The sequence below is a fragment of the Aquisphaera insulae genome (assembly GCF_011064615.1).
Lineage (GTDB): Bacteria > Planctomycetota > Planctomycetia > Isosphaerales > Isosphaeraceae > Aquisphaera > Aquisphaera insulae.
The window spans coordinates 44,414-68,364 of sequence record NZ_JAALJH010000054.1 but is presented as its reverse complement, the minus strand read 5'-3'; the positions used below and the strand labels follow the sequence as shown (position 1 = coordinate 68,364).

Below are 23,951 nucleotides of genomic sequence, written 5' to 3'. Positions count from 1 at the left end.
CGAGCCGGGAAGAGCGACGGAGGAGTTCGGCGGTGAGCTCCAGGCGCTCGTCTTCAGGCAGACGGTCGATGTCGTCGAGCAGCTTGCGCACGGCCAACGCCATGGGGATGCACCTCCGCTCCGATCTGGGAGGCCGTCTCAATCCTCCAGATACGTCAGCACCCGCGGCCCGTCCGGGGTCATGGCGACGGTGTGCTCGAAGTGGGCGCTGTAGCGGCGGTCCCGGGTCTCGACGGTCCAGCCGTCGTCGAGGGTGCGGACGTCCTTGGTGCCGAGGGCGACCATGGGCTCGATGGCGAGGACCACGCCGGGCTCGAGGCGGATGTCGCTCTTGACGAGGGCCTTGCTGACGAAGTTCGGGACCTGCGGCTCCTCGTGCATCTGCTGGCCGATGCCGTGGCCGACGAACTTCTCGATGACGTAATAGCCCTGGCTCTTGACGAAACGCTCCATCAGGCCGGCCACCTCGGACCAGGTCCGGCAGCGGGCCATCGCCCGGATCGCCAGCTCCAGGGTCTCCTTCGTCACGTCGAGGAGCTTCCTCGACTCGGCCGAGATCGGGCCGATGGGGAGCGTGACGGCGGAGTCGCCGCACCAGCCATTGAGGCGACAGCCGGTGTCGACCGAGACGACGTCTCCCTCCTTGAGGGGGCGGCGATTCGGGATGCCGTGGACCACCTGCTCGTTGACGCTGGCGCAGATGACCGCGGGGAACGGCGGCTTCCCCTTGGTCGAGCTGGGATAGCCGAGGAACAAGGGCTGGGCACCATGCTCCCGGAAGACCTCGGCGACGGCGGCGTCCATGTCGGCCGTGGTGACGCCCGGGACGGCCATCTTGGCGCAGCGGTCCAGGGCCTGCGCGACGACCCGGCCGGCGTCACGCATCAGGGAGATCTCGCGTGGGCTCTTGAGCTTGATCACGGGGCGAGAGGCTCCCGGGCCGGCGGCCACGCCCGAAGGGCGGGCCGGGTTCCTGAACAGTGAGAATGGGGAAGGACGCCGGCCGGGGTCCCGGTGGGAAGACATGCCGCTCGAGCTCCTCTGGGATGGATGATCCCGGCGAGCCCACCGGGATGTCCCTCACTTGCGGTTGATCAGCCCCGTGTAGTTCCGCATCACGAGGTGACTATCAATCTTCTGCACCAGGTCAAGGCAGACGCTGATGACGATCAGGAGCCCGGTGCCGCCCAGGAAGTTGGCCACCGTGTTGTCCACGTTCAGCGAGGTCTGGACGATCGACGGGATCACGGCCACGAGGGCGAGGAACGCCGCCCCCACGTAGGTGATCCGGAGCATGACGTTCTCGAGGTAATCGGCCGTCCGCCGCCCGGGGCGATAGCCCGGGATGAAGCTGCCGTAGTCCTTGAGGTTGTCCGCCATGTCCTTCGGGTTGAAGGTGATGGCCGTCCAGAAGTAGCTGAAGAAGTAGATCAGGATGATGAAGCAGACCGTGTAGATGTAGCTCTGGCGGGTGAAGCCGTCGGCCAGCTCCTGGAACATCCCGGCGAAGAACGAGCCGACCGTCCAGGTATCGCCGCGCCAACCGGCGGTCATGTTCGCCAGGCTCTTGAAGACGATGGACGGGAAGATGAGCAGGCTGGAGGCGAAGATGATCGGCATCACGCCGGCCTGGTTGACCTTCAGCGGCAGGAACTGGCGGGTGCCGCCGAAGACCCGCCGGCCGCGGACGTGCTTGGCCGACTGGGTCGGGATCCGCCGCTGGCTCTCGGTGATGGCGATCACCCCGACCACGACGGCGATGAACAGGCCCAGCAGGAGCAACAGGGTGACGATGCCGTACTTGCCCGGCTCCGGGGTCAGCTTCGAGGTGGCGTTCTGCCAGAGGCCGTTGAGGGCCACCGGCACGCGGGCCAGGATGCCCGCCATGATCAGGAGGCTGATCCCGTTGCCGATGCCGAACTCGTCGATCTGCTCGCCGATCCACATCAGGAAGATGGTCCCGGCCGTCATGATGCAGACGCAGACGAGGCCGTGCCAGAAGTCCCGATATTGCGGCAGGATGATGCCTATGTTCGGGCTCATGATGTAGTTGACCCAGGCGGCCGACTGGACGGCGCAGAGGGCCACCGTGGCGTACCGCGTGTATTCGTTGATCCGCTTGCGGCCGCTCTCCCCCTCCTTCATCATCGCCTCGAGCGAGGGGACGACGCTGCCCAGGAGCTGGAAGATGATCGAGGCCGAGATGTACGGCATGATCCCCAGGCCGAAGATCGTGGACATGCCGATGGAGGTGCCGCCGAACATGGCGACGGTGCCGAAGAGCTTGCCCGCGGCGTTGGTGCTCTGCTGCTCCTCCCAGTTGTGGAGCTGGGCCTGGTTGACGATCGGGAGCGGGACGTAGAAGCCGATCCGGTAGATGGCCAGGAGGAGGGCCGTGAAGAGGATCTTGCGCCGGAGTTCCGGCACCTTGAAGATGGTGATCAGCTTGTCCACGTGCGGTCGTCTCCCCCGGCGGACGCCTTCCGCCCCTATGCGCCTGCGTCGAACGGATGATCGAGGATCGAAGATCCGGCCGCGGAGGGGGCCCATCCCCGGGCCCGTGCGGCTCATCCTTCATTGGACGGCGAAAGGCCGGGAATCGCCGGCCCTCCGCATTGCGGTCTGGTCTGAAAGGTTTCCGGGCTCAGGCCTTGGCCGGGGCGTCGGTCTTCGGCTCCTCGCGGCGGCCCGTGTAGGGGACGGCGGTGATCGAGCCGCCGGTGGCGGCGATCTTGGCGGCGGCGGCGGCGCTGAACTTGGTGACCTTGACGGTGAACGTCTTGGTCAGGTCGCCGTCGGCCAGGACCTTGATGCCGTCGTGGGCGTAGCCCTTGACGAGCCCGCGGGCCCGGAGGGCGGCCTCGTCGATGACGGCGCCGGCGTCGAAGGTGGCCTCGAGGTCGCCGAGGTTCACCAGCACGTATTCCTTCTTGAAGGCGCCGTTGAAGAAGCCGCGCTTGGGCACCCGGCGGGCCAGGGGCATCTGGCCGCCTTCGAAGATCGGGTTGAGCTTGAAGCCCTGGCGCGAGGAGTGGCCCTTGTGGCCCTTGGACGAGGTCTTGCCGTGGCCCGAACCGGTGCCGCGGCCGACGCGCTTCTTGAGCTTGCGGCGATGAACGCCTTTGTGGACGTCGTGCAATTGCATCAGAGGGTCACTCCCCGAAGGCGGGCGATCTCTTCCTTCGTGCGAAGCTGGGTCAGGGCGTCGATGGCCGCCTTGACGAGGTTGAGCTTGTTGTTGGAGCCGAAGCTCTTGGTGAGGACGTCCTTGACGCCGGCCGCCTCGACGACGGCGCGGACGGCACCGCCGGCGATGACGCCGGTACCCGGCACGGCCGGCATCAGCAGGACCCGCGCGGCGCCGAACTTGCCGATGACGGCGTGGGGGATGGTGCCGGAGCGGAGCTGGACCCGCTTCATCTGCTTGTGGGCGTCCTTGACGCCCTTCTCGACGGCCGGGGGGACCTCGTTGGCCTTGCCGTAGCCCCAGGCGACCTGGCCGCGGCCATTGCCGACGACGACCAGGGCGTTGAAGCTGAAGCGGCGGCCCCCCTTGACGACGGCGGCGCAGCGGCGGATCGAGACGACGCTCTCCGACCACTCGCCACGGTCTCGATCTCGATCACGCGAGTCGCTCGACACGGACATTCTCCTTCATGGACCGGCCCGCGCCTACTTCCGGGGCCGGCCGCAAGGCAGGGCGATACGATGATTTCGGTGTCAGATCAGAACTGGATGCCGGCCTCGCGGGCGGCCTGGGCCAGGGCTTCGACCCGGCCGTGATACTTGTAGCTTCGGCGGTCGAAGCAAACCTTGTCAATACCGGCCTGCTTCGCCCGCTCGGCGACGACCTTGCCCACGAGGGCGGCCGCGGCCTTGTTGCCGCCGTACTTGAGCTGGGCCTTGATCTCGGGGTCCATGGTGCTGGCCTGGGCCAGGGTGGTCGCGGTCTCGTCGTTGACGAGCTGGGCGTAGATGTGCTTGGAGCTCCGGAAGACGGCCAGGCGGGGGCGCTCCTGGGTCCCGTGCAGCTTGCCGCGGACGCGCCGCTGACGGCGGACCCGGCGGGTCTGGACGGCGAGATGGTGATTGGCGGTGTCCACGGGACGATCCTCGGGGTTCTGTTCGTCGGGGGCCGGCGGCGGGCCGGCGTCCCCCGGTTGGGTCGATGTCGCTTCAGTTCACTTCGGGTCAATTACTTGGAGCCGAAGGCCTTGCCGGCCTTGCGGCGGACGTTCTCGCCCTCGTAGCGGATGCCCTTGCCCTTGTACGGCTCCGGCGGGCGGACCTTGCGGACGATCGCGGCGAACTGGCCGACGGCCTGCTTGTCCGCCCCCGTGATCGTGATGTGGGTCGCGTCGGGGACCACGACCGACACGCCCGGCGGCGCCTCGAGGACGACCTGGTTGGCGTAGCCGACCTGGAGCGCCACGGTGTTGGCCTTCTTGAGCTGGGCCTGGTAGCCGACGCCGACGATCTCGAGCTTCTTGGTGTAGCCCTCGGCCACGCCCTTGACCATGTTGGCGACCAGGCTCCGGGTCAGGCCGTGGAGCGACCGGCTGAGCCGCTCGTCGTCCTGCCGCTTGACCTCGACGGACTTCGTCGCGTCGTCATACTTCAGGCTGATCTCGGGGCGATGCTCGAAGCTGAGCTTCCCCTTGGGGCCCTCGACCTCGATCTTCTGGCCGGCGATCGAGACCTTCACGTTGGCCGGGACGGCGACCGGCTTGCGACCGATACGGGACATGGCTGACTCGTTCCTCCCTCCGCGGGATCATTGGTTCTGGGTGCACCTGAGCCGACGCCGCGTCAGTAGACGAGCGCCAGGACCTCGCCGCCGATCTTGGACTCGCGGGCGCGGCGGTCGCTGACGATCCCCTGGGGGGTGCTGAGGATCTGGATGCCCATGCCGCCCAGGACCGGCCGGAGCTCCTTGTAGCCGCGATAGACGCGCTTGCCCGGCTTGCTGATGCGGTCGATCTTGGTGATCAGCCGCTCGCCGTTGGGCCCGTACTTCATGTGCAGGCGGAGGGTCCGCGCCGGCGTGGTCTCGATCTCTTCGAAGTCCCAGAGGTAGCCCTCCTCCTTGAGGACCTGGGCGATCCCCTTCCGCATGTTCGACGTCGGCATGTCGAGCTGCTGGCGCTCGACGCGGACGGCGTTGCGGATGCGGGTGAGCATGTCGGCGATGGGGTCGGTCATCATGGGCGAAGAAGCCTTCCTGAGCCGTCGCGGGTAACGTGCCCGGGGCCCCGATGGGGGAGGCGGGCGAGGTCGGCGCGGCGGGGGGTCTCGACTCGTGCGATCGTCTGGTCGGGTTTCGTCGCGGCGGGGGGGCGTGCCCCCGGCCCTCTCGTCTTCTCTCTTACCAGCTCGCCTTCTTGACGCCGGGGATCAGGCCGCGGCTGGCGAGGTTGCGGAAACAGATGCGGCAGATCCCGAACTTGCGGTAGACGCCGCGAGGGCGGCCGCAGAGGCGGCACCGGTTGCGGTGCTGGACCTCGAACTTGCGTGGCGTCTCGGACTTGATCTTCTGTGCCTTGGTCGACATGCTCAGCCTTTTATCGCCGGGTAGACAGGGCGCCTCGCGGCGCCGGATCCGTCAGGTTCCAAATCCGATCCCTTTGCAACGCGCCCTTCTCAGGGCCTGCCCCCCGGGCCTCCCTTGGCGCCCGGCTGGCGGAACGGGACGCCGAAGTGGCGGAGGAGCTCGCGGGCCTGGTCGTCGTTGCCGGCCGTGGTCACGATGGTGATGTCCATGCCCTGGGTGTGCTGCAGCTTGTCGGCGTCGATCTCGGGGAAGACCACCTGCTCGGCCAGGCCCAGGCTGTAGTTGCCGTGGCCGTCGAAGCTGTTGGGGTTCACGCCCCGGAAGTCGCGGATACGAGGCAGGGCGATCGAGACCAGGCGGTCGAGGAACTCGTACATCCGCCGGCCCCGGAGGGTGACCTTGCAGCCGATGTCGTTCCCCTCGCGGAGGCGGAAGCCGGAGACCGAGGTCTTGGCCTTGGTGAGCACCGGCTTCTGGCCGCTGATCTTGCCCAGGCTGTCCGCGGCGACCTCGAGGAGCGCCTTGTCCTGGGTGGCCTTGCCCACGCCCATGTTGATGACGATCTTCTCGAGCCGAGGGATCGACATGGGGTTGGTCAGGTTGAACTTGGTGGCCATCGCCTTGGCGATGTCGTTCTTGTAGAGGTCTTGGAGGCGAGCCATTCCGCTGGTCCTTCGAGTCCGCCGGGATTACGCGCTGGGTTTCGGTCGGGTCCGCTGGTCGTGGGGGCCGGTTACGGGTCAGGCCTTGCTCGGGGCCGCCGCGGCGCGGGCCGGCTTGCGGGGCCCGACGTCGCCCAGCGACTGGCCGCACTTCTTGCAGTACCGCTGCTTCTGCCCCTCGGCGCTGAACCGGTGGCCGATCCGGACGCCGCGGTTGCACTTGTTGCAGACGAGCAGGACGTTGGAGGCGTCGATCGGCATCTCCTTGGAGAGCCGCCCCCCCTGGGGATTCTTGCTGCTGGGCCGCATGTGCTTGTACACGCGGTTCACCCCCTCGACGACGATCTTGTTCCGCGCGGGGAAGACGCGGAGGACCTTGGCGAACTTCCGACTGTCGGGGCTTCCCTTGTCGTCGCCGGCGATGACTTCGACCTGGTCGTCTTTTCTGATGTACATGATCGTCTCGTTTCGGGGCGGTTCGCTATGCGTCCGGTCCTGCGGGCGGCCGGGGGGGTCAGACGACCTCGGCCGCGAGGCTGATGATCTTCATGAACTGGCGGTCGCGCAGCTCGCGGGCGATGGCGCCGAAGATGCGGGTGCCCTTGGGGTTCTTCTCGTTGTCGATGAGGACCACGGCGTTGCGGTCGAACTTGACGTAGGAGCCGTCGGGCCGCCGGGTCTGGTTGCGGGTGCGGACGATGACGCAGCGGACGACGTCGCCCGCCTTGACGTCGCCGCCGGAGGTCGCCTTCTTGACGCTGGCGATGATCGTGTCACCGAGGCCCGCGGTGCGCCGCTTGTAGCGCGAGGCGCTGCCGCCGAGGACCTTGATGCACATGACTTCCTTGGCCCCCGTGTTGTCGGCCACGTCGAGCCGGGTCTGCATCTGGATCATGGTACGGACACCCTATGCCTGTTCTTCGACTGCTCTTGTGGTTCTGGGGGCGGCCCGGGGCGGGAGAGGGAGCCCCGGGCCTTGCTACTTGATCGCGAGTTCGGCCCGGCGGCTCAGCCCTGAGGGGCGGCCTGGCCCTCGCCGGCGAGGGCCTGCTGGGCCCCCTTGCGGACGATCCGGACGATCCGCCACCGCTTGAGCTTGGACAGCGGGCGGGTCTCCATGATCTCCACGGTGTCGCCGACGTGGGACTCGTTGGCCTCGTCGTGGGCGTGGCAGACGGTGCGGCGGCGGAGCATCTTGCCGTACTTGGGGTGCGGCACCAGGCGCTCGACGACGATCCGCCGGGTCTTGTTCATCTTGTCGGACGCGACGACCCCGATCTCCGTCTTGCGGCGGGACCGCGGGGCCGCGGGCGTCTTCGTGCTGGCGTTGGGTTCGGGGCTCATATCGCTCGATGGCTGGATTCAGTGGTTCGGGGTGCGTCCCGCCGGTGGGGCCGGCTGGTTGGGCCGGCCGCCGGCCCGGTCGTTAAGAGGCCGCCGGCGCGGCGGCGGCGACGCCGGCCCGGTCGATCTCGCGGAGGCGGAGGATCGTCTTGATCCGGGCGATCTCCCGCTTGGCCTTGATGATCTCGGAGGGGGCCTCGAGCCGCTCGGTCTCGCTCTGGAGCCGGAGGCGGAACAGGTTGCTCTGCACGTCCTTGAGCATCAGCTCGAGCTGCTCGTCGTCGTGCTCGCGGAGTTCTGCGGGCTTGCTCATGGTCTTCTCCCGGGCCGTCCCCGGCCGGCCTCTGCGGCCGTCCGGGGCGTCCCTGGCTGGTCTCCTCGGCTCGTGGCGTCCCGATCTGGTCGGTCGGGTCGGCTCGGATCGGTTCGGATCAGATGGTCGGCCGGCGGCCGATGAACCGGCACGGGACCGGCATCTTGTGGGCCACGCGGGCGAAGGCCGCCCGGGCCGCCTCCTCGCTCAGGCCGCTGACCTCGTAGAGGATCGTGCCCGGCTTGACGACGGCCGCCCAGTATTCGATTTCGCCCTTGCCCTTGCCCATTCGGGTCTCGGCCGGGATCGCGGTCACGCTCTTCTGGGGGAAGATCCGGATGAACAGCTTGCCCTCCCCCTTGACCGACTGGCTGGCCACCACGCGGCCGGCCTCGATGGTCTGGGCGCTGATCCGCCCCGGCGCCAGGGCCTGGAGGCCCCACTCGCCGAAGGCGACGTAGTTGCCGCGGGTCGCATTACCTCTTACGCGGCCTTTTTGGCTTTTTCGGAACTTGACCCGCTTGGGCATCAGCGCCATCGGCGGCCTCCATCTTCAAATAGTCGCCCTGGTTGACCCACACCTTGATCCCGATATGGCCCTGCGCCGTCTTGGCCTCGGTGAAGCCGTAGTCGATGCGGGCCCGCAATGTGCTGAGGGGGACGGAGCCGGCGGCCGAGGCCTCGGTCCGCGACATCTCGGCGCCGCCGAGGCGGCCGGAGAGCTGGATCTTGACCCCCTTGGCCCCGCCGTCCATGGTCTGTTCGATCGCCCGCTTCATGGTCCGGCGGAAGCTCGACCGCTTCTGGAGCTGCTCGGCGATGTCCTCGCTGATGAGCTGCGCGTCGATCTCCGGACGGGCCACCTCGACGATCTTGATCTCGATCCGGCGGCCGGTCAGGTTCTGGAGCTCCTCCTGGAGCTTCTCGACCTCGGCCCCCTTGCGGCCGATGATCACGCCCGGCCGCGCGGTGGAGAGCAGTACGGTGACGGCGTCGCGGGTCCGCTCGATCTCGATCTTGGGGATCCCGGCGAAGCCGTACTTGTTCTTGATGAACTTGCGGATCTTGAAATCTTCGACGAGCAGGTCGCTGAACTCGTGCTTGGAGGCGTACCAGCGGCTCCGCCAGTCCTCCATGATTCCCACGCGGAACCCTGTCGGTCGAATCTTCTGGCCCATGGGGAACGCCCTTCGGTTGGGTTGAGTCTCGCTCCGGGGAAACTACCGGCCGTCGGGCCGCTCAGTCCTCGTCGTGATTGTGGTCGTGGTCGTGATCGTGGTCATGGTCGTCGAAGGACGCCAGGTCGGTGAGGCCGATGGCGATGTGGGCGCTGCGGCGGCGGATCAGGTAGGCCATGCCGCGGGCCCGCGGCATCAGCCGCTTGAACATCGGGCCGCCGTCGCCGCGGGCGTCGATGATCACGAGGTCGCCGGAGTGGCGGATCCCCTGGTCCTCGGCGTTGGCCATGGCGCTCTTGAGCACCTGCTCGATCATCCGGGCGCCCCGGTGCGGCATGTACTTGAGGATGTCCATGGCGTCGTCGGCGTACTTGCCCCGGATCAGGTCCAGGAGCGGCCGGAGCTTCCGGACCGAGATCCGGGCGAACCGGTGGGTCGCTTTGTATTGGGTGATGGTGCTCATGGCCTGGGTCTCGGGTTCGGGGCGGTCCGCCCTGGGGCGAGGACCGTCGATGCGTCTTGAGTCGGATCACGCCGGGCAAGCAACCCGGCCGGGCTTACTTCTTGGCGGACTTGCCGGCCTTGCCACCGTGCATCCGGAAGGTCCGCGTGGGGGCGAACTCGCCGAACTTGTGGCCGACCATGTCCTCGGTGACGTACAGCTTGACGAAGGTCTTGCCGTTGTGGATGGCGAAGTTCTTGCCCACGAACTCGGGCACGATGGTGCAGGCCCGGGCCCAGAGCTTGATCGGTTCGCGGTTGCCCGTGTTCTCCGACTTGGCCACCTTCTCGAGCAGCCGCTCGACGACGTAGGGGCCTTTCTTGAGCGAGCGTCCCATCGACTGTCCTCGGTGAATCGTTGTCCGTTGAGAATGACTGTTGGTTCGCGGGGCGTGCCGGCGGCCGGGTCAGGGTCGGGGTCAGACCTTGAGCTGGCCGTAACGGACGCTGGTGCGGCGGCGGACGATGGCCTTGTTGGACGGCTTGCGGCGGCGGCGGGTCTTGCCACCCTTGGCGAGCACGCCGGTCGGCGACTGCGGCGTGTGGCCCTTGGACCGCCCCTCGCCGCCGCCCATCGGGTGGTCGACGGGGTTCATGGCGATGCCGCGGACGTGGGGGCGGCGGCCCAGCCACCGGCTCCGGCCCGCCTTGCCCAGGCGGACGTTCATGTGATCGGGGTTGCCCACCATGCCGATCGTGGCCCGGCAGGCGGACGGCAGGCGGCGGACCTCCCCGGAGGGGAGGGTGATCTGGGCCCAGGCCCCCTCGCGGGCGGTGAGCGTGGCCCCGACGCCAGCGGACCGGCAGAGCTTGGCGCCGCCGCCCGGCTCCATCTCCAGGTTGTGGATGGACATGCCGGTGGGGATCTTGGCCAGCGGCAGGCAGTTGCCCAGCTTGGGCTCGGCGTCCGGCCCGCTCGAGACGCTCATCCCGGCCTTCAGGCCCTCCGGCGCGATGATGTATCGCTTGACGCCGTCGGCGTAGACGATGAGGGCGATCCGGGCGGAGCGGTTGGGATCGTACTCGATGTGGGTCACCTGGGCGGCCTGGCCGTCGCGGTCGTTGCGGCGGAAGTCGATCAGGCGATACTTCCGCTTGTGGCCGCCGCCGCGGTGCCGGGCCGTGATGACGCCCTGGTTATTCCGCCCGCCCGTCTTCTTGAGCGGCTCGGTGAGCGACTTCTCGGGCTTCTTGTCCTTGTCGGTCAGCTCGGCGAAGTCGCTGACCGAGGCGTTCCGCCGCCCGGGGGTCGTCGGCTTGTATGTGCGAATGCCCATCGGAGATCCTTCAGGATTGCCCTGCGTCCGGCGGCCTTGTGCCGCGATCGTCGGCTGTTCCTACGACTGGTTTGGCTCGGCGACTCTCAATAGAAGTCGATGCGGTACTGCTCGTGGAGCGAGACGATGGCCTTCTTCCAGTTCCGCATCCGGCCCGACTTGAGGCGGTAGCGGCGGAGCTTGCCGCGGCGGTTCTGGGTGCGGACGTCGAGGACCTTGACCGGGAAGAGGGCCTCGACGGCCTCCTTGATCTCGGTCTTGGAGGCCATCGGGTTGACCTCGAACGTGTACGCGTTGTGCCGCTCCGAGAGGTGGGTCGCCTTCTCGGTGATGAGCGGCCGGATGACCACCTGGTACGGGTCCAGCGCGGGGCCCTTGCGCTCGTACTGGGGGGGACGGCGGAGGGTCACCATGGCTCAGTTCTCCGTGCTCGGGGCGGCGGCTTCGGGCTCGCGGCGGGCCCCCTGGGCCTTGACGCGGTCCTTGAGGGCCCCGAGGGCCTCCCGCGTGAGGACCAGGTAACGCTGCCGGAGGATGTCGTACGTGTTGAACTCGGCGACCGGGGCCACCGTCACCCCCTCGATGTTGCGGGCCGACCGGTAGAGGACCTGGTCCTGGCCGGGGAGGCCCAGCAGCACGGTCCGGCCGTCGAGCGTCCGGCGGAGGGCGGCGGCCTTGGTCTCGCCGACGGTCTCGGCGGCCTCGGCCTCGGTCAGGTCGGGGCGGCGGATGGCCTTGAGGGCCTTGACCACGGCCTTGGTCTGGGGCTTCTCCAGGCTCAGGCCGTCGATGACGAGCGCCTGGTTGTCCTGGAACTTGGACAGCAGGGCCATCCGGATGGCCGTCCGGACCGCCTTCTTGGGCATCGCGTAGCGGTAGTCGCGGTTGCGGCGGGCGAAGGCCATGCCGCCCCCCTTCCGCTTGTTGGTCCGCTTGGCACCGGCGCGGGCGTTGCCGGTCCCCTTCTGGCGGAAGAGCTTCTTGCCCGAGCCGGCCACGTCCGCCCGGCCCCGCGTCCCCACGGTGCCGACCCGGCGGGCCGCCAGGTGCATCAGGACGACGTCGTGGAGCAGTTGCTTGTTGATCGCGCCGCCGAAGTCGGCCGGGTCGATCTGTTCCTCGCCCACCCGCTCGCCGGCGAGGTTGAATACGGGAATCGTCAGCATGATCGTGGATCCATCAGCTTAAGGACCGGCGTCGACCCGGCGCCCTCGTGGTGTGGGGCGGCCGCGGGCCTCATCTCATCGCGACGCGACCGCGGCGGTCACACCTTGTTGGTCTGGCGGACCGTGAGGTAGCCGCCGTTGGGCCCCGGGACGGCGCCCCGGAGCAGGAGCAGGTTGTTGGCCGGGTCGATCTTCACGACCTCCAGGTTCCGGACGGTCGAGCGGACGTTGCCGAACTGGCCCGGCTTCCGGATCCCCTTCTGGGTCCGCGACGGGTCGGCGCTGGGGCCGGAGGAGCCCGGGTGGCGGTGCATCCGCTTCACGCCGTGGGTGGCCCGCAGGCCGCGGAAGCCGTGCCGCTTGATGACGCCCGCGTAGCCCCGGCCCTTGCTCGTCCCGGTGACGTCCACCCGCTTGATGCCGTCGAAGACCTCCACGGTCAGGGTCTGCCCCTCGGCGACCTCCGCGGCCTTCTCCTGGCGGACCTCGCGGACGTACCGCTTGGGCTCGGCGCCCACCTTCTTGGCGTGGCCCCGCGCCGCCTGGGTGGCGTTCTTCCGCTTCTTGTCGTCGAAGCCGAGCTGCACGGCGTGATACCCGTCGCGCTCCTCGGTCCGGACCTGGAGCACGGTGCACGGGCCGCATTCCAGGACGGTGACGGGCACCGAGGTGCCGTCCTCCTGGTAGATCTGGGTCATGCCGACCTTACGTCCCAGCAGTCCCACTTGCATCGTCTGGCTCCGTCGATTCGATTCGGTATCGGTACGCGGCCGACCGACGGCAGGGCCCGGGAGCCCGCCCAGGGCCCCGCGGGGTGCGGGTCGCCGCTATTCACCTGGGGGAAAAGGTCAGGTTCCACGAGGGCCGCTGCCAGGCATTCCGGCGGCCCTGGCGTCGGGGCTGTCTCTCGGTGGGCCCACGATGGCCCTCCGATTGAGGCGTCCGACGCGACCGGACGATCACACGCGCGGAGACGCGTGCGGTCCAGGAAACCCCATGACCCGCTCAAACCTGTCGGAACGGGGAACGAACGTCGATCAGGCCCCCGACTGGGAGGCCTTGATCTTGATGTCCACGCCGGCCGGCAGGCTCAGCTTGTTGAGGGCGTCAATCGTCTTGTTGGTCGGCTGAACGATGTCGATCAACCGCTTGTGCGTCCGGATCTCAAACTGCTCCCGCGACTTCTTATCGATGTGCGGGCTCCGGAGCACGGTGTAACGCTCGATGCGCGTCGGCAGCGGAATCGGCCCACGGACGATCGCTTCGGTGCGCTTCGCGGTATCGACAATGTCCTTCGCCGACTGATCCAGGATGGTGTGGTCATACGCTTCCATCCGGATCCGAATTCGCTCGTTGCTGATACCCGCCACCGATTGTCGTCCTTCCCGAGCCTGGTCCATTCGGGGCGGGGACCATCCCGCCCTTTCTCGCACATCACGCAGGAAAGGAAGAGTGTATCAGCAGCCCCAAAACGCGTCAACGCAACAGGCCGTGGTTTTTCGAATTTTCCGCGAACTCACCCGCCGTGGCCATTCCCGAGCCCTCGCGGTCATCGATCGAGCCCCGGGTTGCTTTCCAGAATCCCCTATTTACTCCAATCTGTATTCGTGGAAAAATCGTTGACTATTGGGAGGTCCGTTTATCTTCCCGCGGCGGTTTTTCGACCGGATCTCGATGACTTCTTAGTGACGGGCGCGCGGGGGGCAAGCGCGCCGGAATCGTGCAAGCCGGCCGGGCCTGATCGGATCCGAAGCCGGTTTTCGCGTCGCGTGCGACGAATTCGTTGACGAAGCACCCCAAGAATTACAGCAGGGATACGATGAGCACTCCAAGACGAGGCCGCAGGAACGACGTACGCGCGGGGAGGAGGCGGGACTTCCGCCTCGAGTTCCTGGAGGATCGCCGGTTGCTGGCGTCGGGTTCCTTCCAGTCGCCGTCGCTCACCGGGCTGATCGCCCAGGCGTGGCAGGGCAAGGACACCTCCCGCGCCGCGATCAACACCATGGTGTCGGCCCTCAAGTCCCAGCTCACCAGCGGTCCGCTCGCCGACTTCTCCGGCGGCTCGGTCGACGGCAACGGCTTCGTGGCCGAGGCGACAAGCCTGGTGGCCGGATACGTCCAGTCCGCGGATTCCCAGCTCCTGCCCCACTTCATCAATATCGATACGATCCTCCGCCTCCAGGGCCAGAAGGTGGTCTCCGAGCTGGCCTCGCTCAACCAGCAGCTCACGGTCGGCCTGATCACCGACTCCGACTTCACCACCCAGGCGACGACCGCCATCAACGGGCTGACGGCGGGGCCGATCACGGCCCTGAACACCCCGGTCAGCTCGTATATCAGCACGACGCAGGAATTCGTCAGCCAGCTTCAGTCGCTCGGGTCGAGCCTGGCCTCGAGCACGGCCGCGACCGCCGCCGACATCACGACGACCTTCCAGGCCGTGACCTCCGCGTACCGCGCCGAGATGTTCTCCGGGCTCCTGGTGACGCATCCGAACATCGCCAATCGGGTGGACGCGGCGATCATCGCGCTGTCGGATTCGATCGCGGCCATCGACACGACCGACACCAGCACGGCGATCACCGAGGCGTCGGCCGCGGTGACGACCTTCCAGACGACCATGCTGGGGACCACCGGGCTGTTCGGGTCCCAGGGGCCGGTCGTGACCGTGAACGGCCGCAAGGGCTACGTGCCGATCAACCTCACGGTCTCGCAGTCCGACACCGCAATCAGCAGCGTCTCGGCCGCGGCCAACTTCGGCGGCACGGCCACGCTGACGGCGACGCTCAAGTCCGCCACGGGCGTGGCGCTCGCGGGGCGGGACGTGACGTTCCTGCTCGATGGGGCCTTCGCCGGCTCCGCCGTGACCGACGCGTCCGGCGTCGCCACGCTCGAGGGCGTGGTCACGACGGCCGACGTGGGGACCTCGTCGAACTCGGTGGTCGCCAGCTTCGCCGGGGCCTACGGCTATCGGCCCAGCGCCTCGGCCGGCGACCTGGTCGTCGACCAGGCGGCGACGGCCCTGGGCGCCGTCTCCGGGACGGGCACCTTCGGCGGCACCGCCAGCCTGACCGCCACGCTGACCTCGAGCGAGACCGGCGACGCGATCTCCGGCCAGACGGTCACGTTCAAGATCAGCGGCACGAGCGTGGGGACCGCGGTGACGAACGCCAGCGGCGTGGCCACGCTCACCGGCGTGACGACCTCGCTCCCGGTCGGGACGAATACCGGTGCCCTGGTCGCGAGCTACGCCGGCGGCACCAACTACGCGGCCGCGACCGACGCCACCGGCAACGTGGTCATCAGCGCGGCCACGACGACGCTGGCGAGCGTCGCCGGCACGGCCAGCTTCGGCGGCACGGCCACGCTGGTGGCGACGCTGACCTCGAACGCGACCAGCCAGCCGATCTCCGGCGCGACCGTGACCTTCACCCTCGACGGCACGAGCGTCGGCAGCGCCACCACCAATAGCAGCGGCGTGGCGACGCTCACCGGCGTGACGACCACGGACGCCGTCGGCACGCATACCGGCGTGGTGGTCGCCGGCTTCGCGGGCAACAGCAGCTACGGCGGCGCCGCCAATGCGACCGGCAACCTCGTTGTTAGCCAGGCGGCCACGGCGCTCTCGACCGTCTCCGGGGCGGCCTCCTTCGGCGGGACGGCGACGCTGACGGCGACCCTCAAGTCGACGGTCACCGGCGCGGCGCTCTCCGGCAAGACGGTGACCTTCACGCTCGACGGCACGAGCGTCGGGACGGCCACGACCGACAGCAACGGCGTGGCGACCCTCGCGGGCGTGACGACGACCGACGCCGTCGGCACGCATACCGGCGTGGTGGTCGCGAGCTTCGCGGGCGACACCAGCTACGCGGCGGCCACCAACGCCACCGGCAACCTGGTGGTCAGCCAGGCCGGCAGCACGCTCTCGAGCGTTGCCGGCGCATCGAGCTTCGGCGGGACGGCGACCCTGACGGCGACCCTCAAGTCGGCCGTCACCGGCGGGGCGATCTCCGGCGCGACCGTGACCTTCACCCTCGACGGGACCTCGGTGGGGACGGCCACGACGGACAGCAGCGGCGTGGCGACGCTCGCCGGCGTCGCGACCACGGACGCGGCCGGCACGCACACCGGCGTGGTGGTCGCGAGCTTCGCCGGGAACACCAACTTCACGGCGGCGACCAATGCGACCGGCGACCTGGTCGTCAGCCAGGCGGCCACCACGCTGGGCTCGGTCTCCGGCACCGGCACCAGCGACCCGGGCGGGACGGTGACCCTGGTGGCCACCCTGACCTCCTCGGTCACGTCCTCGGGGGTCGCGGGCCAGACCGTGTCGTTCTACCTGGGGAGCAGCTCCACCGCCGCGGGGACCGCGACGACCAACAGCAGCGGCGTGGCGACACTTTCTGGCCTGGACAACACCGGCCTGACCACCGGCGAGACCGTCACCGCCAAGTTCACCGGCAGCACCAACTATGTGGCCGCCGCCGACGCGACCGGGACGCTGTCGTTAACCTAGGGAAGCAGAGTCGCTCCACGCCGTTCCGCGAACGGATGAGCGACATGCACGGCCCCGCCCGCCCTCGATCTCGACGGCGGGCGGGGCCGGCTTGTTTCGCCGTCAGAAGTATCGGCCTCCCCCTCCCTCCCCGAGTCGTCAGGCCGGATCCGGGACCGCGGCCGTCGGCTCGATCTGGATCCGCTTCCCGCTTCGATCGAGCGTCAGCCATCGCGTCATGCCTCCCGCCGGCACGAGGGATTCCCAGGGGATTTCCTCGCGGGATCCGAACGGATGGGGTAGCAGGAGAGTGAACGCCCATTCGTCCTGAGTGGAGCCATCGCCGATCCAGGCCCGGCCCTCGATCCGCGGCGAGGGGCCTTCGAGGTGGTACGTCCGGGGGAGGAAGCCATCGCACCAGAACCGCCGTAGGTCGTGGTCACGCATCTGCTCGAGTTCGCCGCTGACGCTCCATTCCAGCCGAGGCCAGAAGTCCTCCTCGTCCATGGGTGGCAGGCCGGCTGGCAGATCGAGGAGCCGCCTTGCGACCCGTTCGTCGCGTCCCTCGTCGACCAGGAGAACGCCGATGGCGACGGTCCGAATATGCCGGAGATGGGCCGCGAGTCTGCGCTCGTCCGTACCTGCCATCAGCATGCGGCAGACGCCGGCGGCGTATCGATCGTACTCGTCAGCCAGGTGAGGCTTCGCCCCAATGTCGAGCGGATCCCAGTCGCGGAGCAAGACGTCCTTGACCGCCCGCATCAGGCGTTTGGAGCTCGTCGGCATCGGGCTGCGATCCTTCCTCATCATGGATTGATTGCGAGCCGGGTTGCTGACTCAGACGTTGCGATTGTACCGAAGAGGTCGTCGCGTCGTGCTCGACTTGTTGCAGGCCGTTTATCTGGTGAATGCCACGAGATCCCGAAAGCAGCGAAGCAGGACGTTTGGTAAGCTAGAGCATTCGAAGAGGAGTCCGAAGACCGGCATGGTGAAAAGGGAAGGGAGCGACACAATGCCTACCGTGTCCCTTGAGGAAGCCAAGAAGGACCTCGACGAGCTCATTCACAAGTTGACGCCCGCGGAAGAACTCCTCATCACTGAGAATGACCAGATCGTTGCTCGCCTGGTCGCTGTTACCCCGCCCAAGAAGCGTGAACCGCGTCGGTTGGGTACTCTGAAAGGAACCGTGCTCTACATGGCTCCCGACTTCGACGCTCCGCTGGATGACTTCAAGGATTACATGGAGCGAGGGTGATCCTGGATTCGACCGCCCTGATCTGGGCCGTCGAGGAGCCTACCAAGCTCAGCCTTCCGGCGGCGGCCGCCATCAAGGATCCCGCCAATGACCTTCTCCTCGGCGCCGGGACGCTTTGGGAGATTGCGATCAAGGTGGGCTTGAGGAAACTGGCCCTATCGCGTCCGTACCGGGAGTGGATCGAGAAGGCGATTGCGGATCTCGGCCCCGAGCTTCTGCCGATCACGGTGGAGTACGCCGAGGCCCAGGCCGCTCTACCGACCCATCTTCGCGATCCCTTCGATCGCTTCGTCGTCGCGCAGTCCCAGGTCGATGGTGCACCCATCGTCAGCGCTGACGCGGCCCTGGATCGATATGGTGTCGCACGGATCTGGTAGGCTCCGCCAGGTTCGTACAGATCGGACGGCACGTGTCCGCGAGGCACCTGATGAATCACAGGCTTCGCTATGGCGACATCTTGCGAATCGGGAAGTCCAACCACGGCCGTGAGGCTGGCTGGATCATCGACGGTACACGCGTTCCCTGCCCTGGGGGCCTTCTCAGAGCCCGGTCGAATCCTCGTTCGAGGACTCTACCCGTCCATCGACGACCTCAAGCCATGAGACCGATTGCCACTCTGGCTCTATCGATGGGGAAGCTGAAGTCACATCGTAGGTAGACTGGTTGTCTTGCGTGGTCTGGATAAGATGCCGTCCGACCTTGACGCCGATTACGCTTCGGACTCTCATGGCCGGCTGCCGATAACGGGACGAACCAGGCTCGCGGTCGGCGGCAGGAACCTGCTGGCGGCTGCGGGGCACGTCACGCAAGGTCACGTCGCCAATCAAGGCTTGCACGGGTCGGGATGACCCGGAGGGCATGCATCATGGACGAGAAGACGGCCCGGGGCGGTTCCGAGGACATCAAGGCGACGAAAAAGCGGTCCTGGGGGCGACGGCTCGCAGTGGTCGCGCTCGTTTTCCTGGCGATGATCGGCGGGGCCACCTGGGCCCTGCCACGACTGGCGGGGACGGCCTTCGTGCGGTCGGCCATCGCGGTCCGGGTCAACCGGGCCCTGGCCCCCAGTCGGGTCGAGGTGGCCGGGCTGTCGGCCTCGTGGTTCGGGACGCTCCGCGCGACCGGGCTGAAGTTCACCGACGGCCAGGGCAAGACGATCCTGACCGCGGACGCGGCGGCGCTCGACCGCGGGCTCGCGGCGCTGTTCATCGATCCGTCGCGGCTCGGCACGTTGACTGTCGAGGGGGCAAACATCGACATCGAGCGCCGGGCGGACGGCTCGATCGACCTGGTGGACGCCCTCACGCCGCCCGCTCCGCCGTCCGGGAACAAGCCGGCGGCCGGCGACAGGAAGCCCATCGACGTGACGCTGAAGGTCGTCCGAAGCGCGGTCGTGCTGCGTTCTCCGGAGCTCGTCGAGCCGATCACCGCGGGCCAGGCCGAGCTGACGATCCGGCTGCCGGCCGCCGCCGACAGGAAGCTCGGCTGGCAGGTCGCGCTGGCGAGCCCGCCGGGCGGCTCGGCGGAGCAGACCCTCACGCTCGACGGCGACTTCGACCATCGCGCCGCGGATTCGCCCGACACATCGCTGCGGATCGCGGGCAAGGACTGGCCGCTCGCGGTCACGGCCGGTGGGCTGGTCGCGAAGGGCCGGCTCGACGGCGAGATCCGCCTCGGGCGGACGACCGGCCACTGGGCGGCCGCTGGCGAGGCAAACCTCCTGGACCTGGACGCGGCGGGCCCGGCGCTGGCGGGCGACCGGCTGAGGCTCGACGCGGTCAAGGGCTCCTGGGACCTGGCCGAGGACGACGGCGCGTGGGCCATACGGAAGCTCTCGGTCGATTGCCCGGTCGCCTCCGTCGGGGCCACCGCGACGATCGGCGGCGATCGTTCGGGAGCCAAGGCCGTGCACCTCGAGGGGCGAATCGACCTGGCGGCGCTGGCGAAGCTCATCCCCCGGGCGCTCCGGCTCCGCCAGGGGATCGCGCTCGATCGCGGCGAGGCCCGGGTCGTCCTCGACGTGAAGGCGGCCGGCGAGGCCCAGGAAGGATCGCTCGAGGCCAACCTCTCCGACCTGGCCGGCCACGATGCGACGCGGGCGTTCACGCTCGGCGCGCCGGCGACGCTCGTCGCGCGGGGCCGTCGATCCGCGGCGTCACTCAGCGTGGAGACGATCGAGCTGAAATCCGCCTTCGCGTCGCTGAAGGGGAGCGGCGACATGGACCGGGGCCTGGCCCTCTCCGGGACCTTCGACCTGGCCGCCGTGCAGTCGCAGTTCCGCCAGTTGATCGACTTCGGCCGGGTGGGCCTGGCGGGCAAGGGGAGGCTGGCGGCCGACTATCGCCGCGACAAGGGCCGATTCGCCGGCCGGTCGGTCGTCGAGATCCAGGCGCTGAACGTGGCCGGACTGACCACCTCGCCCTATGCCCGCGAGGTTCTGAGGCTCGAGGCCGACGCGAGCGGCCCGGCGGATCCGTCGGGCCTGCCCGCGTCGTGGGCCGACTTCCGCGGCAAGTTCCATTCGCCCTTCGAGCTGGTCAACGTCACGGCGAGGTCCCAGGGCGACGTGATGTCCTGGAAGGGGACGGCCTCGCTGCCGGCCGTCCTCCCGCAGCGGTCCGGCCGGGCCGGGGCCGACTTCGCGGGACGCTGGACCGCCCCCACCGCGGCCGCGACCGGCCGGGGCGTCATCGAGATCGACGAGCTCCGCCTCAACCTCCAACCGGACGACCAGGCACTCATCCCGGCCGGCGTGATGCTGGCCGCCTTGCGGGGACGCCTGGACCTCGACGCCGACGACCTGACCGTCACTCCCCTGCCCCTCGGTCAGGGTCAGAGGGCCCCGGCCACGCTGGGCGACCATGGGATGAAGGTGCGCGGGTTGCTGAAGAACCCTTCGTCGCCGGAGTCGGCCGAGGTCGACGTCCGCGGGGACCTCGCGGCGATAGACGCCTTCCTGAATGTCTGGACGGGCCAATCCGGGACCGGGCTGGCGGGCCCGGCCGGGATCCGCTTCATCGCCGAGCCGGATGGCGGCCGCCTCAAGCTCCGGCTGGCGGCCCAGGCCCCGACCGCCCTGGGCGGCCAGCCGGTGGAGCTGGCCTTCGGCGGCGCCTATGACCCGGCGGCCGATCGGCTCGAATGCCGGACCGTCACGGTGGCCACGCCCTACGCCCGGATCGAGGCCGCCGGGCAGGTGGCGGAGGCGACCACCCGTCGCGCCGCGGATCTGTCCGGGACGATCGCGCCCGACTGGAAGAACCTCACCGCGATCGTCGAGAAGGCCGTCGAGGCGGAGGCTCGCATCGAGGGCCGGCCGCGCCCCTTCCACGTCAAGGGGCCGCTCTCCGGCGACTCGCTGGCCGCGATCGTCAAGGGGCTGGAGGACGCGGAGGTCGGCGTGGACATCACCTCGGCCAACGTCTTCGGCCTGGCCATGAGCGAGGCCCCCCTGGTCGTCCGCTGCAAGGGGGGCTCGCTCACGATGGACTCCTTCCGGACGACGATCAACGAGGGCTTCGTGGACCTGAAGCCGGGCCTTTCCGTGGACGACGCCCAGGGGATCGCGGTCCTGCTCCACGAGGGCACGGCGCTCGGCGGGGTGAAGATCAACGACGAGGTCTCGCGGCGGGTGCTGACGTACATCGCCCCGGTCCTCGACCGCGCGACTCACGTGAGCGGGACGATCGCGGCCGACATGAAGGGGGAGATCCCGATCACCGGCCCCCCCAGCCGGACGACCACGCTGAATGGCCACCTCGCGTTCCAGGACGTGGTCTTCGCCCCCGGCCCGGCCGCCAGCGAGATCCTCTCGGTGGTCGGCCGCGGCTCCGCCCAGGGGGTCCGCATGCAGCAGCCGGTCCAGCTCTCGATCGCCAACCGGCGGGTGATCCAGGACGGCCTGAAGATCAGCGTCCGCAAGGGGGTGGACATCGGCCTGAAGGGCTCGGTCGGCTTCGACCAGACCCTGGCGCTGCGGGCGACCGTCCCGATCACCAGGACGATGCTCGGCTCGCAGGCACCCGCCGAGCTCGGCGATGCCCTCAAGGGGAACGAGGTCACCATCCCGATCGGCGGCACCGTCTCCCGCCCCACGATCGACCGACGCGCCCTCCGCCTGGCCCTCGGCGACCTCTCGAAGGGGGCCCTCAAGCAGGGGCTCCAGAAGGAGGCCTCGAAGCTCCTCGACCGCCTGGGACCCGCTCCGGCGGCCGGCGCCCGCAACGGCACGGGCTCGAAGCGTACGGGGGGGACGGCCGGTGCCCTCGAGGACCTGGAGGACAATCTCCTCAAACGGGTGCTCCCGGGCGGCAAGCCGTGACCTCAGGCCCGCAGGACCGCAGTCCGAGGCGCGTCAGGACGTTGACAAGCCGATCGTGGATCGTGGTAAAATCCTGGCGCGATCATTCATGGTGTCCAGTCATGCCGTCGTTCGCGATCCCGGGCCTCTCCTCTCTCATCGGAGGCCTCGAAGGGGCGGGACCGAGGTCTGACTCGATCCCATCCTCGCCCACAAGCCCCGTCCTTTCGGCCCAAGACGGCCGGAGCCGGGACCTCGTGCGGCGCTGATCGGCAATCATGGTGACCCTGGCCCCGCGCCGCCCCTCCCTGGGCGGGCCACGTGTTGTGACCCGGCGAGCGGGTTCGAGGTTCCCCCGCGCACGCCGAAAACGGCGAGAGGACTGTTGATGTCGAGACGCTCACAACGATTCGGTGCCTGGGTCCTGGCCCTGTCCCTGGGGCCCGTGATGGGACTCGCGGGCTGCCAGCCTGCGGAAGTCGGGACGGTGGGCAAGCCGCGTGAGGCCGGCGCCGACGGCAAGGAAGTGGCTCCCAGCTCCAATCCCCGCGCCGGGACCGAGGCCCCCGCGAAGAAGGGCGGCAAGGCCCAGGCGCCGGACACCGGACCTCGCAAATAAGCCCGAACCCCCCGCTTCGATGCCGCGGCGGTCCCGCCTTGCCCCGACCTCTCCGCGCTCGCCGACGATTCCCGTCCTTCCTCATCCCTCCGTCCTCGAACGGAGCCTTCCCGAAGGAGAGTCCCGATGACCCAGACCCGTCCCGCTCCCCGATCGGCCCGTGGCTTCACGCTGATCGAGCTGCTGGTGGTGATCGCCATCATCGCCGTCCTGATCGCGCTCCTGCTCCCCGCCGTGCAGTCGGCCCGCGAGGCCGCCCGTCGCGCCCAGTGCGTGAACAACCTCAAGCAGCTCGCCCTGGCGGCGGCGAACTACGAGAGCACGAACACGGTCCTGCCCCCCGCCAACGTCACGACGATTCGCGTCCGCGACGCCAAGATCCGGGACAGCCTGAGCATCTGGTTCCGGCTCGCCCCCTACTTCGAGCAGAAGCAGATCTACGACGCCGCCAACTTCAACTTCTGCCAGTCCGACTACGAGAACCTGACCTGCATCCAGCAGGGGGTCACCTCGCTCTGGTGCCCGAGCGACCCGGTGGTCTCCGAGTCGGCGCCCCTCGATTCGTCGTTCAACTACACCGGGCCGGGCACCTACAAGATGCAGTTCAGCAGCTACGCCTGCAACACGGGCATGTGGGCGCTCAACATCCGCACGAACAACACCAATTACGCGGCGCGGCTGGCGAGCTGCTCCGGCGTCATGTACGGCCACTCGGCCGTCCGGTTCGCCTCCATCACCGACGGCACGAGCAACACCGCGGCCTTCTCCGAGCACGGCCACTCGCTGCTGGACCCCGGCATCCGCAACTACTACCAGTGGTGGAGCTCGGGCTACTACACCGACAACATGTTCGACAGCTTCTGGCCGGTGAATGCCCAGAAGACGGTGGTCCGCGGCCTGTTCACCAACGGCGACTTCGAGGAATACCTCCCCATCTTCGTCTCGAGCTTCCACCCCGGCGGCGTGAACATGTCCTTCGTGGACGGATCCGTGCGGTTCATCAAGGATAGCATCGACACCTGGCGGAACGACCCGGGGACGGGCGACCCCCAGGGCGTGACCTGGGACTCCAGCCAGTCCACCTACGTCATCAACCCCGGCGCCCGCATCGGCGTCTTCCAGGCCCTCACCACCCGGGCCAAGGGCGAGGTCATCAGCGCGGATCAGTATTGATCGGCGCCGATTCCTGAAGATGCGAAGGCGAGGCGGGGGGCCACGGCTCCCCGCCTCGCGTCGTTTCGAATCGAACGTCGTGTGCTTCATGCGGCTGCGTGACCGGGTAGCCGAGGACGC

At 68.5% G+C, this 23,951-nt stretch carries 29 protein-coding genes; 6 read left to right on the top strand and 23 right to left on the bottom strand.

Features of this window, described 5'->3' with window-relative positions; genetic code table 11:
* Positions 1 to 138: 138 nt before the first annotated feature.
* From map to rpsJ, 22 genes are all read right to left on the bottom strand, one after another.
* On the bottom strand, positions 139 to 921 hold the full coding sequence (gene map / locus G6O54_RS24425) for a type I methionyl aminopeptidase (RefSeq protein WP_165229006.1): 783 nt from the start codon (positions 919 to 921) through the stop codon (positions 139 to 141).
* Positions 922 to 1,080: 159 nt separating this feature from the next.
* Positions 1,081 to 2,454: a preprotein translocase subunit SecY gene (gene secY / locus G6O54_RS24420; RefSeq protein WP_165229004.1), complete on the bottom strand. Its 1,374-nt coding sequence runs from the start codon at positions 2,452 to 2,454 to the stop codon at positions 1,081 to 1,083.
* A 190-nt stretch (positions 2,455 to 2,644) separates the two neighbouring features.
* Positions 2,645 to 3,145 (bottom strand): 50S ribosomal protein L15, encoded by a 501-nt coding sequence (gene rplO, locus G6O54_RS24415; protein ID WP_165229002.1) that lies wholly within the window; start codon positions 3,143 to 3,145, stop codon positions 2,645 to 2,647.
* The gene (rpsE, locus tag G6O54_RS24410) at positions 3,145 to 3,648 is read right to left on the bottom strand and encodes a 30S ribosomal protein S5 (protein ID WP_165229000.1); all 504 of its coding nucleotides are present in this window, start codon (positions 3,646 to 3,648) and stop codon (positions 3,145 to 3,147) included. The genes rplO and rpsE overlap by 1 nt, the downstream gene beginning before the upstream one ends.
* 77 nt (positions 3,649 to 3,725) lie before the next feature.
* Positions 3,726 to 4,103, bottom strand: a complete 378-nt coding sequence (gene rplR, locus G6O54_RS24405) for a 50S ribosomal protein L18 (protein WP_165228998.1) — start codon at positions 4,101 to 4,103, stop codon at positions 3,726 to 3,728.
* Between the two features lie 92 nt (positions 4,104 to 4,195).
* Positions 4,196 to 4,747: a 50S ribosomal protein L6 gene (gene rplF, locus G6O54_RS24400; RefSeq protein ID WP_165228996.1), complete on the bottom strand. Its 552-nt coding sequence runs from the start codon at positions 4,745 to 4,747 to the stop codon at positions 4,196 to 4,198.
* A 62-nt stretch (positions 4,748 to 4,809) separates the two neighbouring features.
* Positions 4,810 to 5,205: a 30S ribosomal protein S8 gene (gene rpsH / locus G6O54_RS24395; protein ID WP_165228994.1), complete on the bottom strand. Its 396-nt coding sequence runs from the start codon at positions 5,203 to 5,205 to the stop codon at positions 4,810 to 4,812.
* 160 nt (positions 5,206 to 5,365) lie between these two features.
* The gene (locus tag G6O54_RS24390) at positions 5,366 to 5,551 is read right to left on the bottom strand and encodes a type Z 30S ribosomal protein S14 (RefSeq protein ID WP_165228992.1); all 186 of its coding nucleotides are present in this window, start codon (positions 5,549 to 5,551) and stop codon (positions 5,366 to 5,368) included.
* Positions 5,552 to 5,640: 89 nt separating this feature from the next.
* Positions 5,641 to 6,213, bottom strand: a complete 573-nt coding sequence (gene rplE / locus G6O54_RS24385) for a 50S ribosomal protein L5 (RefSeq protein ID WP_165228990.1) — start codon at positions 6,211 to 6,213, stop codon at positions 5,641 to 5,643.
* A 78-nt stretch (positions 6,214 to 6,291) separates the two neighbouring features.
* Positions 6,292 to 6,669, bottom strand: coding sequence for a 50S ribosomal protein L24 (rplX, locus tag G6O54_RS24380; RefSeq protein WP_165228988.1), 378 nt, complete (start codon positions 6,667 to 6,669; stop codon positions 6,292 to 6,294).
* A gap of 58 nt (positions 6,670 to 6,727) precedes the next feature.
* On the bottom strand, positions 6,728 to 7,108 hold the full coding sequence (gene rplN / locus G6O54_RS24375; protein WP_165228986.1) for a 50S ribosomal protein L14: 381 nt from the start codon (positions 7,106 to 7,108) through the stop codon (positions 6,728 to 6,730).
* A gap of 113 nt (positions 7,109 to 7,221) precedes the next feature.
* Entirely contained in the window at positions 7,222 to 7,557 is a 336-nt protein-coding gene (gene rpsQ, locus G6O54_RS24370; RefSeq protein WP_165228984.1) for a 30S ribosomal protein S17, read from the bottom strand.
* A gap of 82 nt (positions 7,558 to 7,639) precedes the next feature.
* Positions 7,640 to 7,870: a 50S ribosomal protein L29 gene (gene rpmC, locus G6O54_RS24365; RefSeq protein WP_165228982.1), complete on the bottom strand. Its 231-nt coding sequence runs from the start codon at positions 7,868 to 7,870 to the stop codon at positions 7,640 to 7,642.
* Between the two features lie 118 nt (positions 7,871 to 7,988).
* A complete protein-coding gene (rplP, locus tag G6O54_RS24360; protein WP_165228980.1) occupies positions 7,989 to 8,408 on the bottom strand; it encodes a 50S ribosomal protein L16 in 420 nt (139 codons plus the stop codon).
* Positions 8,347 to 9,048, bottom strand: a complete 702-nt coding sequence (gene rpsC, locus G6O54_RS24355; protein ID WP_165228978.1) for a 30S ribosomal protein S3 — start codon at positions 9,046 to 9,048, stop codon at positions 8,347 to 8,349. The genes rplP and rpsC overlap by 62 nt, the downstream gene beginning before the upstream one ends.
* A 61-nt stretch (positions 9,049 to 9,109) precedes the next feature.
* The gene (gene rplV / locus G6O54_RS24350) at positions 9,110 to 9,511 is read right to left on the bottom strand and encodes a 50S ribosomal protein L22 (protein ID WP_165228976.1); all 402 of its coding nucleotides are present in this window, start codon (positions 9,509 to 9,511) and stop codon (positions 9,110 to 9,112) included.
* 94 nt (positions 9,512 to 9,605) lie between these two features.
* A complete protein-coding gene (rpsS, locus tag G6O54_RS24345; protein WP_165228974.1) occupies positions 9,606 to 9,887 on the bottom strand; it encodes a 30S ribosomal protein S19 in 282 nt (93 codons plus the stop codon).
* Between the two features lie 81 nt (positions 9,888 to 9,968).
* Positions 9,969 to 10,826, bottom strand: a complete 858-nt coding sequence (gene rplB / locus G6O54_RS24340) for a 50S ribosomal protein L2 (RefSeq protein ID WP_165228972.1) — start codon at positions 10,824 to 10,826, stop codon at positions 9,969 to 9,971.
* A gap of 86 nt (positions 10,827 to 10,912) precedes the next feature.
* Positions 10,913 to 11,239: a 50S ribosomal protein L23 gene (gene rplW / locus G6O54_RS24335; RefSeq protein WP_165228970.1), complete on the bottom strand. Its 327-nt coding sequence runs from the start codon at positions 11,237 to 11,239 to the stop codon at positions 10,913 to 10,915.
* Positions 11,240 to 11,242: 3 nt separating this feature from the next.
* Complete coding sequence (rplD, locus tag G6O54_RS24330; RefSeq protein ID WP_165228968.1) at positions 11,243 to 11,992, bottom strand: 50S ribosomal protein L4; 750 nt, start codon at positions 11,990 to 11,992, stop codon at positions 11,243 to 11,245.
* Between the two features lie 98 nt (positions 11,993 to 12,090).
* Positions 12,091 to 12,723 carry a 50S ribosomal protein L3 gene (rplC, locus tag G6O54_RS24325; protein WP_165228966.1) on the bottom strand — a complete coding sequence of 211 codons (633 nt, stop codon included), beginning with the start codon at positions 12,721 to 12,723 and terminating at the stop codon, positions 12,091 to 12,093.
* Between the two features lie 306 nt (positions 12,724 to 13,029).
* Positions 13,030 to 13,392, bottom strand: a complete 363-nt coding sequence (rpsJ, locus tag G6O54_RS24320; protein WP_439650272.1) for a 30S ribosomal protein S10 — start codon at positions 13,390 to 13,392, stop codon at positions 13,030 to 13,032.
* Positions 13,393 to 13,811: 419 nt separating this feature from the next.
* Here rpsJ and G6O54_RS24315 point away from each other — a divergent pair, with 419 nt between their 5' ends.
* Complete coding sequence (locus G6O54_RS24315; RefSeq protein WP_165228964.1) at positions 13,812 to 16,508, top strand: beta strand repeat-containing protein; 2,697 nt, start codon at positions 13,812 to 13,814, stop codon at positions 16,506 to 16,508.
* A gap of 138 nt (positions 16,509 to 16,646) precedes the next feature.
* Here G6O54_RS24315 and G6O54_RS38040 read toward each other — a convergent pair whose 3' ends face one another.
* Positions 16,647 to 17,273, bottom strand: coding sequence for a hypothetical protein (locus G6O54_RS38040; protein ID WP_250847049.1), 627 nt, complete (start codon positions 17,271 to 17,273; stop codon positions 16,647 to 16,649).
* Between the two features lie 88 nt (positions 17,274 to 17,361).
* On the opposite strand from G6O54_RS38040, the gene G6O54_RS37415 reads away from it, so the two are divergent.
* From G6O54_RS37415 to G6O54_RS24285, 5 genes are all read left to right on the top strand, one after another.
* The gene (locus G6O54_RS37415) at positions 17,362 to 17,742 is read left to right on the top strand and encodes a type II toxin-antitoxin system Phd/YefM family antitoxin (protein ID WP_205679022.1); all 381 of its coding nucleotides are present in this window, start codon (positions 17,362 to 17,364) and stop codon (positions 17,740 to 17,742) included.
* Entirely contained in the window at positions 17,739 to 18,119 is a 381-nt protein-coding gene (locus tag G6O54_RS24300) for a type II toxin-antitoxin system VapC family toxin (RefSeq protein WP_165228962.1), read from the top strand. Before G6O54_RS37415 ends, G6O54_RS24300 begins: the two co-directional genes overlap by 4 nt.
* A 488-nt stretch (positions 18,120 to 18,607) precedes the next feature.
* A complete protein-coding gene (locus G6O54_RS24295) occupies positions 18,608 to 22,060 on the top strand; it encodes a hypothetical protein (protein WP_165228960.1) in 3,453 nt (1,150 codons plus the stop codon).
* 367 nt (positions 22,061 to 22,427) lie between these two features.
* Positions 22,428 to 22,658, top strand: a complete 231-nt coding sequence (locus G6O54_RS24290; RefSeq protein ID WP_165228958.1) for a hypothetical protein — start codon at positions 22,428 to 22,430, stop codon at positions 22,656 to 22,658.
* Positions 22,659 to 22,784: 126 nt separating this feature from the next.
* Positions 22,785 to 23,831 (top strand): DUF1559 domain-containing protein, encoded by a 1,047-nt coding sequence (locus G6O54_RS24285; RefSeq protein WP_165229020.1) that lies wholly within the window; start codon positions 22,785 to 22,787, stop codon positions 23,829 to 23,831.
* Positions 23,832 to 23,951 lie beyond the last annotated feature (120 nt).